16 protein-coding genes and 1 pseudogene are annotated in these 14,775 nt (G+C 39.0%); 8 read left to right on the plus strand and 9 right to left on the minus strand.

The window, feature by feature from the left end; translation table 11 throughout:
• Nucleotides 1-422: 422 nt before the first annotated feature.
• The 6 genes from NEE14_RS03840 to NEE14_RS03865 all read left to right on the plus strand — a co-directional run bounded on the left by NEE14_RS03840 (nucleotide 423) and on the right by NEE14_RS03865 (nucleotide 5,011).
• The gene (locus tag NEE14_RS03840; protein WP_251966516.1) at nucleotides 423-1,724 is read left to right on the plus strand and encodes a phenylacetate--CoA ligase family protein; all 1,302 of its coding nucleotides are present in this window, start codon (nucleotides 423-425) and stop codon (nucleotides 1,722-1,724) included.
• Nucleotides 1,725-1,745: 21 nt separating this feature from the next.
• A complete protein-coding gene (locus tag NEE14_RS03845; RefSeq protein ID WP_251966517.1) occupies nucleotides 1,746-2,171 on the plus strand; it encodes an amino acid-binding protein in 426 nt (141 codons plus the stop codon).
• 69 nt (nucleotides 2,172-2,240) lie between these two features.
• Entirely contained in the window at nucleotides 2,241-3,050 is an 810-nt protein-coding gene (locus tag NEE14_RS03850; RefSeq protein WP_251966518.1) for an outer membrane protein assembly factor BamD, read from the plus strand.
• Nucleotides 3,051-3,077: 27 nt separating this feature from the next.
• Nucleotides 3,078-3,410 (plus strand): DNA-directed RNA polymerase subunit omega, encoded by a 333-nt coding sequence (locus tag NEE14_RS03855; protein WP_251966519.1) that lies wholly within the window; start codon nucleotides 3,078-3,080, stop codon nucleotides 3,408-3,410.
• Nucleotides 3,411-3,564: 154 nt separating this feature from the next.
• Nucleotides 3,565-4,029, plus strand: coding sequence for a DUF4293 domain-containing protein (locus NEE14_RS03860; protein ID WP_251966520.1), 465 nt, complete (start codon nucleotides 3,565-3,567; stop codon nucleotides 4,027-4,029).
• 190 nt (nucleotides 4,030-4,219) lie between these two features.
• Nucleotides 4,220-5,011 (plus strand): Cof-type HAD-IIB family hydrolase, encoded by a 792-nt coding sequence (locus NEE14_RS03865; protein WP_251966521.1) that lies wholly within the window; start codon nucleotides 4,220-4,222, stop codon nucleotides 5,009-5,011.
• Nucleotides 5,012-5,122: 111 nt separating this feature from the next.
• On the opposite strand, the gene NEE14_RS03870 is transcribed toward NEE14_RS03865, so the two are convergent.
• A complete protein-coding gene (locus NEE14_RS03870) occupies nucleotides 5,123-6,043 on the minus strand; it encodes a helix-turn-helix domain-containing protein (protein ID WP_251966522.1) in 921 nt (306 codons plus the stop codon).
• Nucleotides 6,044-6,208: 165 nt separating this feature from the next.
• On the opposite strand from NEE14_RS03870, the gene NEE14_RS03875 reads away from it, so the two are divergent.
• Both NEE14_RS03875 and NEE14_RS03880 read left to right on the plus strand, forming a co-directional pair.
• The gene (locus NEE14_RS03875) at nucleotides 6,209-7,357 is read left to right on the plus strand and encodes a carboxymuconolactone decarboxylase family protein (RefSeq protein WP_422394676.1); all 1,149 of its coding nucleotides are present in this window, start codon (nucleotides 6,209-6,211) and stop codon (nucleotides 7,355-7,357) included.
• Nucleotides 7,358-7,377: 20 nt separating this feature from the next.
• Nucleotides 7,378-7,950 carry a flavodoxin gene (locus NEE14_RS03880; protein ID WP_251966523.1) on the plus strand — a complete coding sequence of 191 codons (573 nt, stop codon included), beginning with the start codon at nucleotides 7,378-7,380 and terminating at the stop codon, nucleotides 7,948-7,950.
• Nucleotides 7,951-8,045: 95 nt separating this feature from the next.
• Here NEE14_RS03880 and NEE14_RS03885 read toward each other — a convergent pair.
• The 8 genes and pseudogenes from NEE14_RS03885 to NEE14_RS03920 form a co-directional block, all read right to left on the minus strand.
• A pseudogene (locus NEE14_RS03885) lies at nucleotides 8,046-8,213 on the minus strand (GGGtGRT protein); the annotation flags it as partial.
• A 564-nt stretch (nucleotides 8,214-8,777) separates the two neighbouring features.
• Nucleotides 8,778-9,392, minus strand: a complete 615-nt coding sequence (locus NEE14_RS03890) for a hypothetical protein (RefSeq protein WP_251966524.1) — start codon at nucleotides 9,390-9,392, stop codon at nucleotides 8,778-8,780.
• A gap of 6 nt (nucleotides 9,393-9,398) precedes the next feature.
• Nucleotides 9,399-9,809, minus strand: coding sequence for a hypothetical protein (locus NEE14_RS03895; protein WP_251966525.1), 411 nt, complete (start codon nucleotides 9,807-9,809; stop codon nucleotides 9,399-9,401).
• Between the two features lie 2 nt (nucleotides 9,810-9,811).
• A complete protein-coding gene (locus NEE14_RS03900) occupies nucleotides 9,812-10,057 on the minus strand; it encodes a hypothetical protein (RefSeq protein WP_251966526.1) in 246 nt (81 codons plus the stop codon).
• 759 nt (nucleotides 10,058-10,816) lie between these two features.
• Complete coding sequence (locus NEE14_RS03905; protein ID WP_251966527.1) at nucleotides 10,817-11,404, minus strand: tyrosine-type recombinase/integrase; 588 nt, start codon at nucleotides 11,402-11,404, stop codon at nucleotides 10,817-10,819.
• A 150-nt stretch (nucleotides 11,405-11,554) separates the two neighbouring features.
• Nucleotides 11,555-12,001, minus strand: coding sequence for a JAB domain-containing protein (locus NEE14_RS03910; protein WP_251966528.1), 447 nt, complete (start codon nucleotides 11,999-12,001; stop codon nucleotides 11,555-11,557).
• Between the two features lie 87 nt (nucleotides 12,002-12,088).
• Nucleotides 12,089-13,108, minus strand: a complete 1,020-nt coding sequence (locus tag NEE14_RS03915) for a DUF3871 family protein (protein WP_251966529.1) — start codon at nucleotides 13,106-13,108, stop codon at nucleotides 12,089-12,091.
• 357 nt (nucleotides 13,109-13,465) lie between these two features.
• Nucleotides 13,466-14,272, minus strand: coding sequence for a hypothetical protein (locus NEE14_RS03920; protein WP_251966530.1), 807 nt, complete (start codon nucleotides 14,270-14,272; stop codon nucleotides 13,466-13,468).
• Nucleotides 14,273-14,775: the final 503 nt, after the last annotated feature.

The raw sequence follows: 14,775 nt of genomic DNA on the forward strand, positions 1-14,775 counted from the left end.
AATTAATTTGTCTTTGCCACACTTTTCAGGCCTGCGGATATAAAAACAAAAGCAGGGAATCATTCTTTTCTATCTGCCGGCATAAAAATCCGAAAGCCGGGAAGAATTCTTTAATCCACGTCGCGGATTACTTAGTTCACGTCGTGGATTAAGTAGTTCACGCCGTGGATTACTTAGTTCACGCCGTGAACTAAAGAGTTTCCCGGCAGATTGTATAGTTTTCTTCAGCAGAGAGAAAGCTTTAGGCAGAACAGATGAAAGAAAACAAGGCAACCCATAGAATCACGGCACGCTGTCCCTCCGCCCGAAATAAAAGCCACAGAAGGATAAACATTTCGTAAATTTCTTTGGCGTTTTCTGAAAAAGTTATTACTTTTCGCCCAATTATAGAATTAAACTTAACATCAATATCAGGAAAAACTATGATTTGGAATGAGACAATAGAATGCATGGACCGTGAAGAGATGCGGAAACTGCAAAGCATCAGACTGAGAAGAGTGGTTGAACACGTTTATCATAACTCCCCTTTCTACCGGAAAAAGATGCAGGAACTTGGCGTAGTGCCACAGGATATCCAGTCGATCGACGACATTACCAAGCTGCCTTTCACTGTCAAACAAGACTTACGTGATAATTATCCGTTCGGATTAATGGCTGTACCGATGTCAGAAATCGTCCGCCTTCACGCCTCTTCGGGTACAACCGGCAAGCCTATTGTTGTGGGATATACCCGCAAGGACTTAGGAATATGGGAAGAAGTGGTAGCTCGCTGCCTGACAGCCGGCGGAATTACGAAGAACGACTCCGTACAAGTATCTTATGGATACGGACTGTTTACCGGAGGTTTGGGCCTGCATGGTGGCGTACAGAACATCGGAGGAACCGTTATCCCGATGAGTAGCGGCAATACCCAGAAGCAGATTCAGCTCATGCACGACTTCGGAGCCAAGGCCTTGGCCTGCACGCCTTCGTATGCTTTGTATCTGGCAGAAACCATCCACAACTCGGGTATTCCTTTGGAAGAATTCCAGCTGCGCGCAGGTTTCTTCGGAGCTGAGCCGTGGACCGAGAATATGCGTAAAGAACTGGAAGAGAAAATGCACATCAAGGCATACGATATCTACGGACTGACAGAAATCTGTGGTCCGGGCGTCGGCGGAGAATGCGAATGCCAGAACGGAACACACCTGTGGGAAGACCATTTCTTCCCCGAGATAGTCGATCCGAAAACCCTGCAACCGGTTGAACCGGGCCAGATGGGCGAACTCGTCTTCACTACATTAACAAAAGAAGGTATGCCGATGATTCGCTATCGTACCCGCGACCTGACTCATCTGATTTACGAGAAGTGTGAATGCGGCCGTACAGCAGTCCGAATGGGACGTATTTTAGGCCGAAGCGACGATATGTTGATTATTCGTGGCGTAAATGTTTTCCCATCTCAAGTAGAATCTGTAATTTTGGAATTGCCGGAATTCGAGGCCCACTACCTGATCGTTGTAGATCGTGTCAACAATACCGATACATTCCAGATACAGGTAGAAGTCCGTCCGGAATATTACTCAGACGAAATGAACAAGATGATCGCGCTGAAGAAAAAGATAACCAACCGCATCCAAAGCGTTATCGGATTGCAGCCGGATATCAAGATTGTCGAACCGCGCAGTATTGAGCGCAGTATGGGCAAGGCAAAGCACGTCATCGACAAGCGTAAATTCGAATAATAACTTTAAAAAGGATTGATTATGCTGATCAAACAATTATCTATTTTCCTAGAGAACAAGAAAGGCCGTTTTACGGAAGTAGCCAATATATTAGGCGAGGCAGGCATAAACATGTCGGCATTTACGGTATCTGAAAACTCCGATTTCGGAATTCTCCGCCTGATCGTGTCAGACACCGACAAGGCCATTCAAGTATTGCGCGATCACTTATATGCCGTAAGTGTAGCCGATGTCGTATGTCTTCACTGCCCGAATCAGCCCGGAGCACTGGCAAAAGCCATGCAGATCATCACGGCAGCCGGCATCTTTGTGGAATACATGTATGCCTTTTCACAAGGCGAAGCAGCCAACGTGATCATCCGTCCCGACAATATTGAACGGTGTGCTGAAGTGCTGAAAGAGAACAAACTCGAACTGATTGCAGCCAGCGATTTGTACAAATTGTAATTTTTAATACGCTAACAGCCTTGTATTTCACAAAGAATTGTTATCTTTGCGCGCTAAACGTATGGTTGAATGAAGAAGATTGTATTATTATGGATGATGAGTGCCGTCTTGTTTACCTCCTGCGGAGAATATAACAAGATCTTAAAAAGCACAGACTATGAATTGAAGTATTCGTACGCCAAGAAGTATTTCAACGCGAAACAATACTCCAAATCAGCGACGCTGTTGGATGAATTGGTTACAATCTTTAAAGGAACAGCTTATGCAGAAGAGTCTCTGTATCTGCTCGCCCAAAGTTACTATGGGCAAAAAGATTACCAGACAGCTTCGCAATATTTCGAGACTTATTACAAGACTTACCCGAAAGGTGAGTTTGCTGAACTGGCCCGTTACTACTCAGGCTATGGTTTGTACTTAGACTCTCCGGATCCGAAACTGGACCAGTCGCAGACCTACAAAGCCATCGAGCAGTTACAGTTGTATATGGATTACTACCCTCAGAGCGAAAGAGCGGAAGAAGCCCAGAAAATTCTGTTTGAACTCCAGGAAAAACTGGCATTGAAAGAACTTCTGGCTACCCGACTCTATTTCAACTTGGGAACATATATGGGAAACAACTACTTGTCTGCCGTCATCACCGCAGAGAACGCGTTGAAAAACTACCCGTATTCCAAGTATCGCGAAGAGTTTATGTACATCATGCTGCGCGCCAAGTATGAATTGGCCTTGGTAAGTGTCGACGAAAAGTTACAAGGAAGATATCGTGACGTCGTAGATGAATATTACAACTACATCAACGAATATCCCGAAGGTAAGTATTTGAAAGAAGCAACCAAGTATTTCAATTATGCCAGCAAGCGAATAACGAATACGTATTAAACGAATTATCAATATATAAAACGAAGTATGGATTACAGAAAAACGAACGCGCCGACGAATACAATCACCCGCGACATGATGAAGCTTTGTGCCGATACGGGTAATGTGTATGAAACGGTAGCGATTATTGCAAAGCGGGCTAATCAGATTAGTGTTGAAATGAAACAAGATCTGGAAAAGAAACTCCAAGAGTTCGCCTCTTATAACGACAATCTGGAAGAAGTGTTCGAAAACAGAGAGCAGATCGAAATCTCTCGTTACTATGAAAAGCTGCCTAAACCAACTTTGATTGCAGCCAAAGAGTATGAGGATGGTAAAATCTATTACAGAAATCCTGCGAAAGAAAAGAATAATTTCTAATAATTGTCGGAATATTGAATTGCTAACGACAGTTTGAATCCATAAAAGAGCAATTAATAAAGTCTTTTCAGTCAGCCAGACAGGAAATTTCCTTTATTAATTGCTCTTTTCATTTCCAGATTCAAACGCTTAAAACAAATAAAGTATAATACTTATGATACAAAGAATACAAACTGTTTATCTGCTGGCTATCGTCGTCTTGATGATTGCCACGCTGTTCTTGCCGCTGACAATCCTGCAGGCAGGAGATTCTATGTGCTCGTTTGATGCATCAGGCATCTCAACCATGCTGACTGATCAGCCGGAATTACTTTATCCGACATGGAGCCTGTTTGCCTTGACAGCCGCCATTGCCATCATTTCGCTGGTGACTATTTTCCTTTACCGCAAACGTATTCTGCAAATTCGTTTGTGTATTTTCAATGCGATCCTGATGTTAGGCTTCTATGGCCTGTACGCTTTCTATGTATGGAACGTATCAAAAGATTTGGGAGATGTTTCCATAACAGGGAAAATAGCTTTGACATTCCCGTTCATCAGCTTAATCCTGGATTATTTGGCTATCCGCAATATCGGAGCAGATGAAGCCTTGGTCCGCTCATTAGATCGCTTACGGTAAATAAAAGACAATATCTATCTGATAAAAGAGGCTGTGTTCTTTTCTGAAAGACGCAGTCTCTTTCTTTTTCAGACAGACTTGATTCAACGCAATAATTTCTGCCATATTCCAGAAAACTCAAAAAGAGATAGCAATGACTCTCTTCGCTTTCGTTATCTTTGAACGAAATTCAATCTTAATTATTCAGTATATGATCAAAGCTTTATTTTTCGATATCGACGGAACATTGGTTAGTTTCAATACACATAAAATACCCGCTTCCACTATCCAGGCCATAACAAAAGCCAAACAACAAGGCATGCAAGTGTATATATCGACAGGCAGGCCTTATTCTCTTATCAACAACTTACAGGAAATAAGCCATCTGATTGATGGATATATTACGGTAAACGGAGCTTATTGTTTCATCGGGAAACAGCTTATTTCCTGCAATCCCATCCCAACAGAGGATGTTCTGACACTCATCCAGCTAGCCGATGAGATGAACTTCGCCTGCATGGTTGTCGGAGAAAAAGACCTGGTCATGTATAACAGCAATGACAAAGTCGATTACATCTTCAGACAGCTGCTGAATGTACAGAACATGAAAGAAGATAATAAGGTCGATTTTATCCATCACCAGCCTGTTCTTCAATTAACTCCCGTGATATCAGAGGAGGAAGAAAAGCTCATCACGCCCAAGCTTCCACACTGCACCTCCAGCCGTTGGTATCCTGACTTTGCCGATATAACAGCTCTGAATACAGACAAAGGAAGAGGATTCAGAGCCATGCTGAAACATCAGGGCTTAAAGAAAGAAGAAACAATCGCCTTCGGAGACGGAGGAAATGATATTCCCATCATCCAAGAAGCCGGAATCGGCATCGCCATGGGAAATGCGAATGAATCCTTGAAACACGTAGCCGATTATATCACAGCAAGCGTAGACGAAGACGGAATCAGTAAAGCCCTTGATCATTGGATTTTCCAATCCGACAAATAAAGGACTGCTGTCCACTCCACACGCTGAACGCATACCATATTTCTGCTTTCGACAAGGAACTTGCCGAATATACAGACTTATTTCTATGGAAAAATGCAGACTGCTTGTTTGCTAAGAGTGGAGTTTCTGGCAGTATTCCGAAGGAGTAATGCCTTCCTGCTTCTTGAACATACGGCTGAAATGTTGGGAATATTCAAAACCAAGCCTGTCAGATACCTGTGACACCGTTTCACCAGCAGCCAATCCGTTCTTAGCAAGTCGGATGACAAACCGACGGATGTGATTGCTGGCCGTGTCTCCAGTGCTTTTCTTAATGACGTCACCGAAATAATTTGGAGATAAACACAGCTTGTCTGCACAATACTGCACGGTAGGCAGACCAAGCGTAAGTTGCAACTTGTTGTCGAAATAATCACGAAGCAGGCGGTCAAAACGGACAAGAATATCGGAATTCTCTATCTTACGGGTTAGAAACTGGCGATTGTAGAACCGCAGACAGAAGTTGAGCATCAGTTCAATGTATCCCACAAGAATAGCATTCTGGAGTTCGTCCGGTTTCTTGCATAGCTCGTCCTGAATCTGACGCATGAGAGAGACAAGTATATCATGTTCCTCATCCGTCATATGCAAGGCTTCATTGACACGGTAATCAAAGAAAGAATATTCCTTCATACGCTTCTCGAGCGGGAAGCCATGCAACAGGTCAGGATGGAAAAGCAACGCCCAACCCGTAATAGATACACGTTCGCCATTATCCTCTTTACCGCCAATTTGTCCGGGTGCCACGCACAGTAACGTACCTTTGTTGTAATCATATTTGCCGCAACCATAGTCCAAGTCTACATCAGCATCATCTCGCAAGAACAGCCCATACACACTGTAGTTGTTCAGGCTATGACGTATGGGTGACACCTCGGCATAGTCCACTACGCAAACCAATGGATGTCTTACGGGACACCCGATGTAACTTCCATAATCATTTACATTTCTTACTTTCAATATATGGCTCATTCCCTTTCTTACTATGTCCATACAAAGATAAAATATTTAACAGATAATGTTTTACACAGATTGCAAATTCTGTAAAAATGGTACAGTTTGCCGTTTTATGGATACAAGCTTCCAGCATGATCTTATGTAATTTTACACCAGATAAAGTATCCAATGAAATTGATAATGAGAAACAACAGTGATAATATGAGAAAAGTAATAGGAATAATCGCTCTCGCGCTGGCAGGAAATCTGTGCACGATGGCGCAAACAACAGACATTATGAATAGAATTGATGCATGTAAGCAGAATTATCACAGACTGTTCGGAGGTGAAGCACTTACCAGACAAGGTACAGATCCTGAGATGATGGACATTCTGCAGAAGTTTATTTTCGGAGAAGTATTCCAAACGGGTAAATTGACTATGAAGCAACGTGAGATGATTACCTGCATTACCCTTGCCACCATGCAAACGCTTCCGCAACTGAAAGCCCATGCCGGAGCAGCACTGAATGTCGGTGTCACTCCCGAAGAACTGCGCGAAGTTATGTATCTCACCGCACCGTTCATTGGCTTTCCTAAAATGCTGAATGCTGTAACTACGGTGAATGAAGTGTTTAAGGAGCGAGGTATCTCTCTGCCATTAGATTGTCAAAGTACAGTAACAGAAGAAACACGTCACGAAACGGGTAAAACCATTCAAGACAAACTCTATCCAGGCGGTATTGCTTCGGTAATGGAAGGATTACCCGACGACTTGGGTAAGAATGTGGAACAATTCCTTACGGATTATTTCTTTGGCGATATATACAGCCGCGGTTCATTAGATTTGCAGACACGCGAATTGTTAGGCTACTGCGTGCTGACAACTTTGGAAGCAGAAAGCCAACTCCATTCGCATTATCATGGCAACATCAATGTAGGCAACACGCCAGAAACATTAACTGCTGCTGTCATTCAGTGTTTACCTTACATTGGTTTTCCTGCCGCTATCAAGGCGTTGCGTATCATCAAGCAGGAATATACCAAACCGGTTTCTGCTGAAAATAATCTGGTTCGCCTGTCAAAGATTACCGTTGACCCAATCCAATTGGATGACTACAATGCCTTTCTAAAAGAAGAAATAGAAGCCTCCATGCGGTTAGAACCAGGTGTATTGACGCTCTATGCCACTGCAGAGAAGGACGCACCGCATAAAGTAACCATCCTCGAAATCTATGCTGACCGTAATGCATACGAAAGCCATCTGAAAACACCGCATTTCCAGAAGTATAAACAGGGTACACTTTCGATGGTCAAGGAATTGGAGTTAGTGGATGTGAAACCACTAATACCAGGATTGAAAATCAAATAACATGATTATAATAATAGATTATGAACAAAATTATGATGACATTGGCGGCAGTAATGACCATGAGTTTTGCTGCCTGCGCCCAAAACAAAGGAGGAAAGAATATGGAAACTGAAAACAAACCGTTGGTCGTATATTTTTCTGCGACAGGAACAACTGCCAAGGCCGCCCGGATGATTGCAGACATTACAGATTGTACACTGTATGAGATTGTGCCACAGCAGCCATATACATCTGATGACCTAAATTGGAACAACAGACAGTCGCGCAGTTCGGTAGAGATGAATAATCCAAAGTCTCGCCCAGCACTAAAGGAAACAAAGATGAATGTCCGTGATTATAATGTCATTTTCATCGGTTATCCCATCTGGTGGGATCAGGCCCCGCGAATTATCAATACGTTTATCGAAAGTCACGATTTGGAAGGTAAGACGCTCATACCGTTTGCCACTTCCGGAGGAAGCGGAATAAATAATAGCGTAAAAGAGTTAAAGAAGACTTATCCTAACTTAGAATGGCAGAACGGCAAACTACTGAATAGAAGTAGCCGAAGTGATATCCAGAATTGGGTAAACGGTATAACAAATAAGTTGTAAATTATTTAATAGTCACATATAGCCCATCCCCACAAACAAAAAAGCTCCTGCAACCATAACGATTACAGGAGTTTATATATTAGTAATAACTTATATTACTTCTTCATTGCTTCTTCTACAGCAACGGCTACTGCTACTGTTGCACCTACCATCGGGTTGTTACCCATTCCTAAGAAGCCCATCATTTCTACGTGTGCAGGAACTGATGAAGAACCAGCGAACTGAGCATCTGAGTGCATACGACCCATTGTATCTGTCATACCGTTAAGAGCAACAACAAGGCATCCTCGAAATCTATTTAATAAACTATAAATCAAACTTATATCTACAATAGATAAACTCCGTGTAAATAAATAAAAGAACTAATTATAAAAAAGGGCTGCATTATGGTCAAACTCCCAATGCAATTCCGTTTACAAGAGAAATCCATGCTTGGATTGAGACCTTGGCTTTTTCTTAAGGAATAGCCATCATTATTATAAACAAAGATAGTAATTCTACCTTTAAATCATGTTGTTTTTACAGCAATATTTTATCTCTTAAGGCTTATAATCAGGATATTTTCCTAAAATGTAGTAGTCCAATAAAAAGAAAACAGCATAAGAGTTTTTCCTCAAATGCTGTTTATTAAATGAAGGCTTTATATATAAAGTATTTAGTTCTGATAGCTTGTTCTCTAAGATAGAAGCAACTTTAGATTGTAAAGTATTGTCTATGATGGTGGAAATTTGAATGTCATTTTACTTTATTGAGTTACAAGCTGTCATTGTAATAATGCAACTAAATAATATGCTTATTCGTATCATTTGAATTAATCTATTTGAAGTTTATTTGTATTTATATTGACGTAGATGCAAATAAACAAATTTTCCATCATGATATTCTTTACATTCTACCCAATTATTTAGATTGTCATATTGGTATTCAAATTCTTTCTTTATTCTCTTCCCATTCCACCAAGTATCGTATAAGACTATATGCTCAAAATAATTATATTTGATGATAGTTTGTTTCTTTATGCCATTATCATCCTCCCAATTAGAAATTATAGTTTTTTCAGCTAATTGTCCTTTATTCTCTTCTGGTTCAATATAAGGAGTAACATCTTCCGTTGTGGAACCCCAAAACTCTACTTGTTGTCTGTATTCTTTAATGTGCACATGATTAGAATCAAATTCTCTCACTAATAATGTAGATAAATTATTTCCATAATGAGATATAGTGTCACATTTCGTTATTCTTCCATTAGAAAGAATTATTTTATGCTCAAGCTGTATTGTTCTTGTTTCCTCTATTGCTTTATTAGAAAAGTACCATTTACTGACTTCTTTTCTACCTATAAAGAAATCCTGTTCAATTACTCCTTGAATACGCTCTATATTGCGCAGACTGTTGAACAAGTCATTAATATGTGTAGAGTAAATATCTATAACTTCCCACATAATAAATTATTCTAATGAAAAACCTCCTAATTGTGTATAGCTCTTTAAACAGTATTGAATTTCTTTTTTTGAATGTTTTCCACCCACTAAAAGAGTATCAAAACCTAAAGTCATTAGTTGCCTGATAAAAGGTTTGTTGGATAGTATATATTGAGAAATCTCTCTGATTTCAGAATCTTTCAAATTACTATCGTTCTCTATGGATATTCTAAATCCACTTCTTATAAAGAATGCACTCATTTCATGTGCATAGTTTACATCTCCAATAGTTACAGACACTTTACAGAATCTATCTAATTCACCGCAGCAGTAACTATCTTTAAAATTCTGATTCATTGTGCTTATCAACTTCATCCGTTCCAATGAAGTGCCGACTAAAGAATTTAATAAGTTTTTAAAGAAATCAATAATGCCCATAATTATGCTAATTTATTTTGTACTATATCCTTAATCTTTAACAGTTCTCTGTAATTGAATCTGTTGTTATTGATCATTGCTGTTAGTTCCTCTGCTACATCTTTTTTGTTTGGATGCTTATCTGGGTGGGTTTGTTTTATAAGCTCTTTATATAGCTTCTTAGCTTTAGCCATGCTCTCAACAACATTATATGCTTCATCATTTCTTGAATGATTCTTGAAACAAAATAGTCTGGCAAATATATTCATAGTATATCTTTTAATTATTAGGAGAATAGCCATGCAACTATTCCAATTATTACCATAACTATAAAGAAAATAAAGAACTCTGATAACTGAGGACCTTTTCCATCATAGTGCATTTTTGTCATAATTATAATATTTATGCTTTCCAGTCCCCATAGATAAGCTGTTAATATAAAAAAGGTGTGGGGAACACTATTTGCTTTATCCTTGTAACAGGCTCTCGCATTGCCTTTGCTGTGGATAAAACAATAGCAACCCACACCAATTTGACAATATCTAAGCCCTATAAACATAAGGTATGGATATATCAATGGTGGGGTGCTACTGCCATCATCTTCACAGCGTTTCAAATTTGCGAGATTTGTTACAAGAAGATAATTTCAATAACACCTTTCGTTAATTATGTCCTTTCAATTTGCTAACACTATAACTCACTGAAATTGTTGCAAAGTTAGCGAAAGGTTTTAAATAAGTCTATACGATGTGAGAATAAATAGTAAATCTTCCGCTATCAAACATTATTCATCTTTATTCCAACATATCTTTGGCTATTTACAAACAGCTATCTCCGGTATAGATTATAAGACTTGAGGTGATTCTAAAGTCTAAAAACTTATGGAATTGACTTACTTCTATAAGGCTGAAATGGCAAGCCTAAAAAAAATCAGACCTGAGATATATCTAAGCTCTATATCTCATGGATTGGGGACAGAACCATTTAGATCACCATAAAGATGAATCTTAATAATCCTGTCCCAATCATCAGAAGCTCAAACAATCATAAGTCTGTAAGATTTCTTCCTGTCGTAATCCCAAGTATCTTTTAGTAATGGCAACAGAGCTATGATTGAACAGTTCCATTAGCTTTACTAAAGCAAGCTCTGCATTGTCACTGTTCATGTTATAGACCTGCCTGCCAAAAGTCTTTCTAAGTGAATGGCAAGAAAAGTTCTTAATCTTTAGCCTGTACTTCTTCTTCACCTCTTTAAGAATGATATTGATTCTCTGAACCGTGAAGATAGTGCCTTTCTGACTTATTAAGACAGGTGCATTTATTCCAACTGGCTTTATATGCTCGTAACATTCTTTGATATGTTCTTGTAATTGTGGATTTAGCCTTATAGTTCTTACTTTACCAGTTTTTTTCTCAATTACCGTAAGTTCATCAGTGTTTAATATATGTTTCCACCTTAGAGATAGAATATCAGATATTCTTAATCCTGTGAAACAACCTAAAGCTATAAGAAGTGAGATTATATAATTCTCGTCTTTGGCTAACTTCCTTATGAGGTTCATTGCATCAGACCATATAAGGTAGTCCGCCGTTGTGCTTGAATATTTGAGTGACATAATGTTCTGTTTTATAATAAAATGAATAAAAGTGAATATTAATTCTGAGTTGGATTTACTAACTTATTGATTTATAACGAAACATTCACTAATAGTAGAAGTGAATATGATAAGGACACCCAACTTGAAAATTGAGTGCCCTTTACCTTATTATAATAGTCCCTCGTCTGCGAGGCTGTAATATCCTGCATCTGAAATGATGAGGTGGTCTAAGACTTTTATCCTCATAAGTTGGGCTGCATCCTTGACCTGCTTAGTAATTTCCATATCCTGTTTGCTTGGTTTCAGATTACCGCTTGGATGGTTATGTGCAAGAATAATAGCTACTGAATTAGTAAGCAATGCTGCTTGCAGAATAACTCTGACATCAGCACAGGTTTCAGTGATTCCTCCTTCTGAAATTAGAGTATATCCTAAAATTTGATTGGCTTGATTCAGGAACAAGACTTTGAAATATTCCTTGTAACAGATTGTACCCTCTCTATATGTAGACAGCAAATATCTGTAAGCATCCTCGGAACAGGTTGCTTTATGCAAACTTCTGAAGTTGGGCTTATAGGACAACTCTACTTCACCTATCGTATAATCTATATTCATAATATGTGATATTTTACAAGTTGGGAAAAATAAAGAAAGGACAACTAACTGAATAGCTGCCCTTTCCTCTATCAATCAACAATCCACTCAGCCCAAGAACCAAGCGTATTCACTATCTCCTAATTTCGCACGTTGGATGCCTTGTACAAACTCTGTACAGTTAAGATTCCTCTCCAAAAAGTTATCTATGTAACTTGACTTCACTGAACCATTTAGTAAGTTAAGCAACTGCCAACCTGTAATGCTGTCTCCTGTACTCTTGAAATTTACATCAGAAACGAATGCTCTGCAAGCCGCATTAATCTGACTGTCTCCTAATAATAGACGAGGTAATCGTTTCTGTTGGTTGGGTGTAAGAGCTTGATATAACCTCATCCTGCCTATTATTTGACAGAACTCACTTGTGGAGATTGACATCTGCCCTAATGTCCTTAGTAGGTGCAAATCTTTAGATGGGTTGTAGGCATGGAACAGATTCAACGCAGCTGCATATAGTTCCTGTACGTTTAGGACTTCTATCTTATCCTGCAAGCCGTCAGTAGTAAGCATTAAATTTGAGCACACACGATTACGAAATCCTATGAAAATTTTAAATTTCTCCACAGATTTCTTACTATATAGATTAATCTCGTTATATGCCCTTACTCCACCAATGGATAAAGCCAGACGATTACCATATTCATCATGTACAATGGATGGAATTTCAAAGCAGAAGCACATTCTCTGATAGAATAAAGTTTTCTCTTCATCTGTCAGTTCAGAAGCTTTCTTACCTAAAGCACTTGGGATTCTTCCATTAATGGGATGTGAAATTCTAATCTCTGGTATATCAAACTGTTCCCCATGAAAGTAATCTTTAGCTGCATCTACTACTACACCTATAAAGGACTGATGACTGATTGTTTCTTCCATTGATGCAAAACTTGGAATGATGCAGTCTTGTTGTAGGTGCTGCAAGGTTACCTCCTGTGTATTGGCTTCAATGAAATGGTTCACTCTCTTGGGTGCGCTTGTTTCTTCCACAATAATAGCATCTTCTGCAAATTCACCCATGTTTAATGATTCTCTACGCTGCGCCATAGCTGGCATAATTACTAAATCTCTCATAATGTAATTGAATTAAATGATTATTGATTGAATGGATTTAATAGGAACAAGCCTAAAACACAAGTGAATTTCTTCGCTTGCATCTTAGGCTGTCCTATGTCTTTCCCTAAAGATTCTTTCAAAGGAAGTTAAGAGTAATAGTAAAATGTTAATTGGCTATGGTAATAGTGCATCGTGCCTGTTCTTGAATTAATAAGAATGCTTATTTCAGTCAGCTATCAGACTGCATCATTAAAGCATTCTTTTTTATTTTAGAGCTATGAGGGGGCGTTTATGTGGATAGAAGTGTCTCGTGTATAACTCTTTAGAATTAGAAACACTGCCAATGCTACGCTTATTGATGATTGCTTGGCTGATTCATAGGTATAAATCTGGAAGTTCCTCCTTGCCCTTTACCTCCTGCTTCCTACCTACCAATCCACTTGATAATGATTTCATAAGAGCGTGCATATTTTTAACTCCCTCAAAGTTATTCTCCTTGTACTTCTTATAAATCATGCACTCTCTTGAAATGGGGTTTCCTCTGCTCTCGTTAAATGCTATCATGTGTTCAAAGACTGCTTTCACTTCCTCCACATATTTATCTTTGGGTAGGTCTATTATAAGACCTTTGGCTTTTAAAATGATTGAATCTCCAACTTCATCCAATAAGTCCATATCCCTTAGTTGCTCTATATAGTTGGAGATAGTACCATGTCCCATGTGAATTAGTTCTTTCAGTTTTCTAACAGATAAGGTAATAGTATGGCTGTGGGGAGCTGCTACACAGAACAGTTTAAGGATGAATCCTCTGAGTTTTAAATCCAAAGTATTGTTATATGAATCGTAGAACTCTCTGTCAATTCTTCTGTAATGCCCAAAGCTGACTGGAGAGAATATATAATCAGTCCAAGTCCTGTCATTCCTGCCACTGTCCTTATTCTGTATGGCAACTTCCCCTGTGGCTCTTAACTTATCATTGAATGTTTTGGAATTCTTACCACCATTATAGTTGGCAGGTTTATCACCAACGAATGATGCAAGTTGGTCTATCGTGGTGTCAGTAGTCAATGTATATTTGTCTGTTGTCAGTAGTAACACGTATGTCCTGTAAACATCAGCACAACCCAATTTCTGAATCAGATTATTGCTCATTACTGTATATTTCTTGAATGGTAGCTCCATAAGGCAATCGCTCAATATGTTTAATTAAAATAATTTGGTTGGTCTTTAATAAGAATCTCATTTTAGAGGAACTTAACCTGTTGGATTTTCTAAGTTCGCTCAGCTTGTCATAAGAATTGTTGTTATAAATCCACATATCATTGATTTTAGTCACTTCCAGCTTACAGATTACCTGTGCGGTGTCCTTTAGGACATTGCATGGGTCTTATTGGATTGTAGTGTAGGAGTGTAGAGATGGGGTGTTTAGGCACGGGGTAAAAAGTGAATAAGCACACCTCCCAAATTTAACAATATGAATCTCTCTGCTTCAAATTTTATCTTGTCAGTAAGCCAACTTCTGCAATGAGATATAATAGGTAGTAACCTTTCCATTTTTCTTTCTCCTTGTCTTTAGGTAGTTATTAATATTAGCCCACAATCCAATATGAACTCTGTTATCTTTTACTCCTTGTTTAAGAGCCTTAGCCCTTATCTGTTCATAAGTAAGTTCTTCCATTTTAGAT

It is taken from the genome of Parabacteroides sp. AD58 (genome assembly GCF_023744375.2).
Lineage (GTDB): Bacteria > Bacteroidota > Bacteroidia > Bacteroidales > Tannerellaceae > Parabacteroides > Parabacteroides absconsus.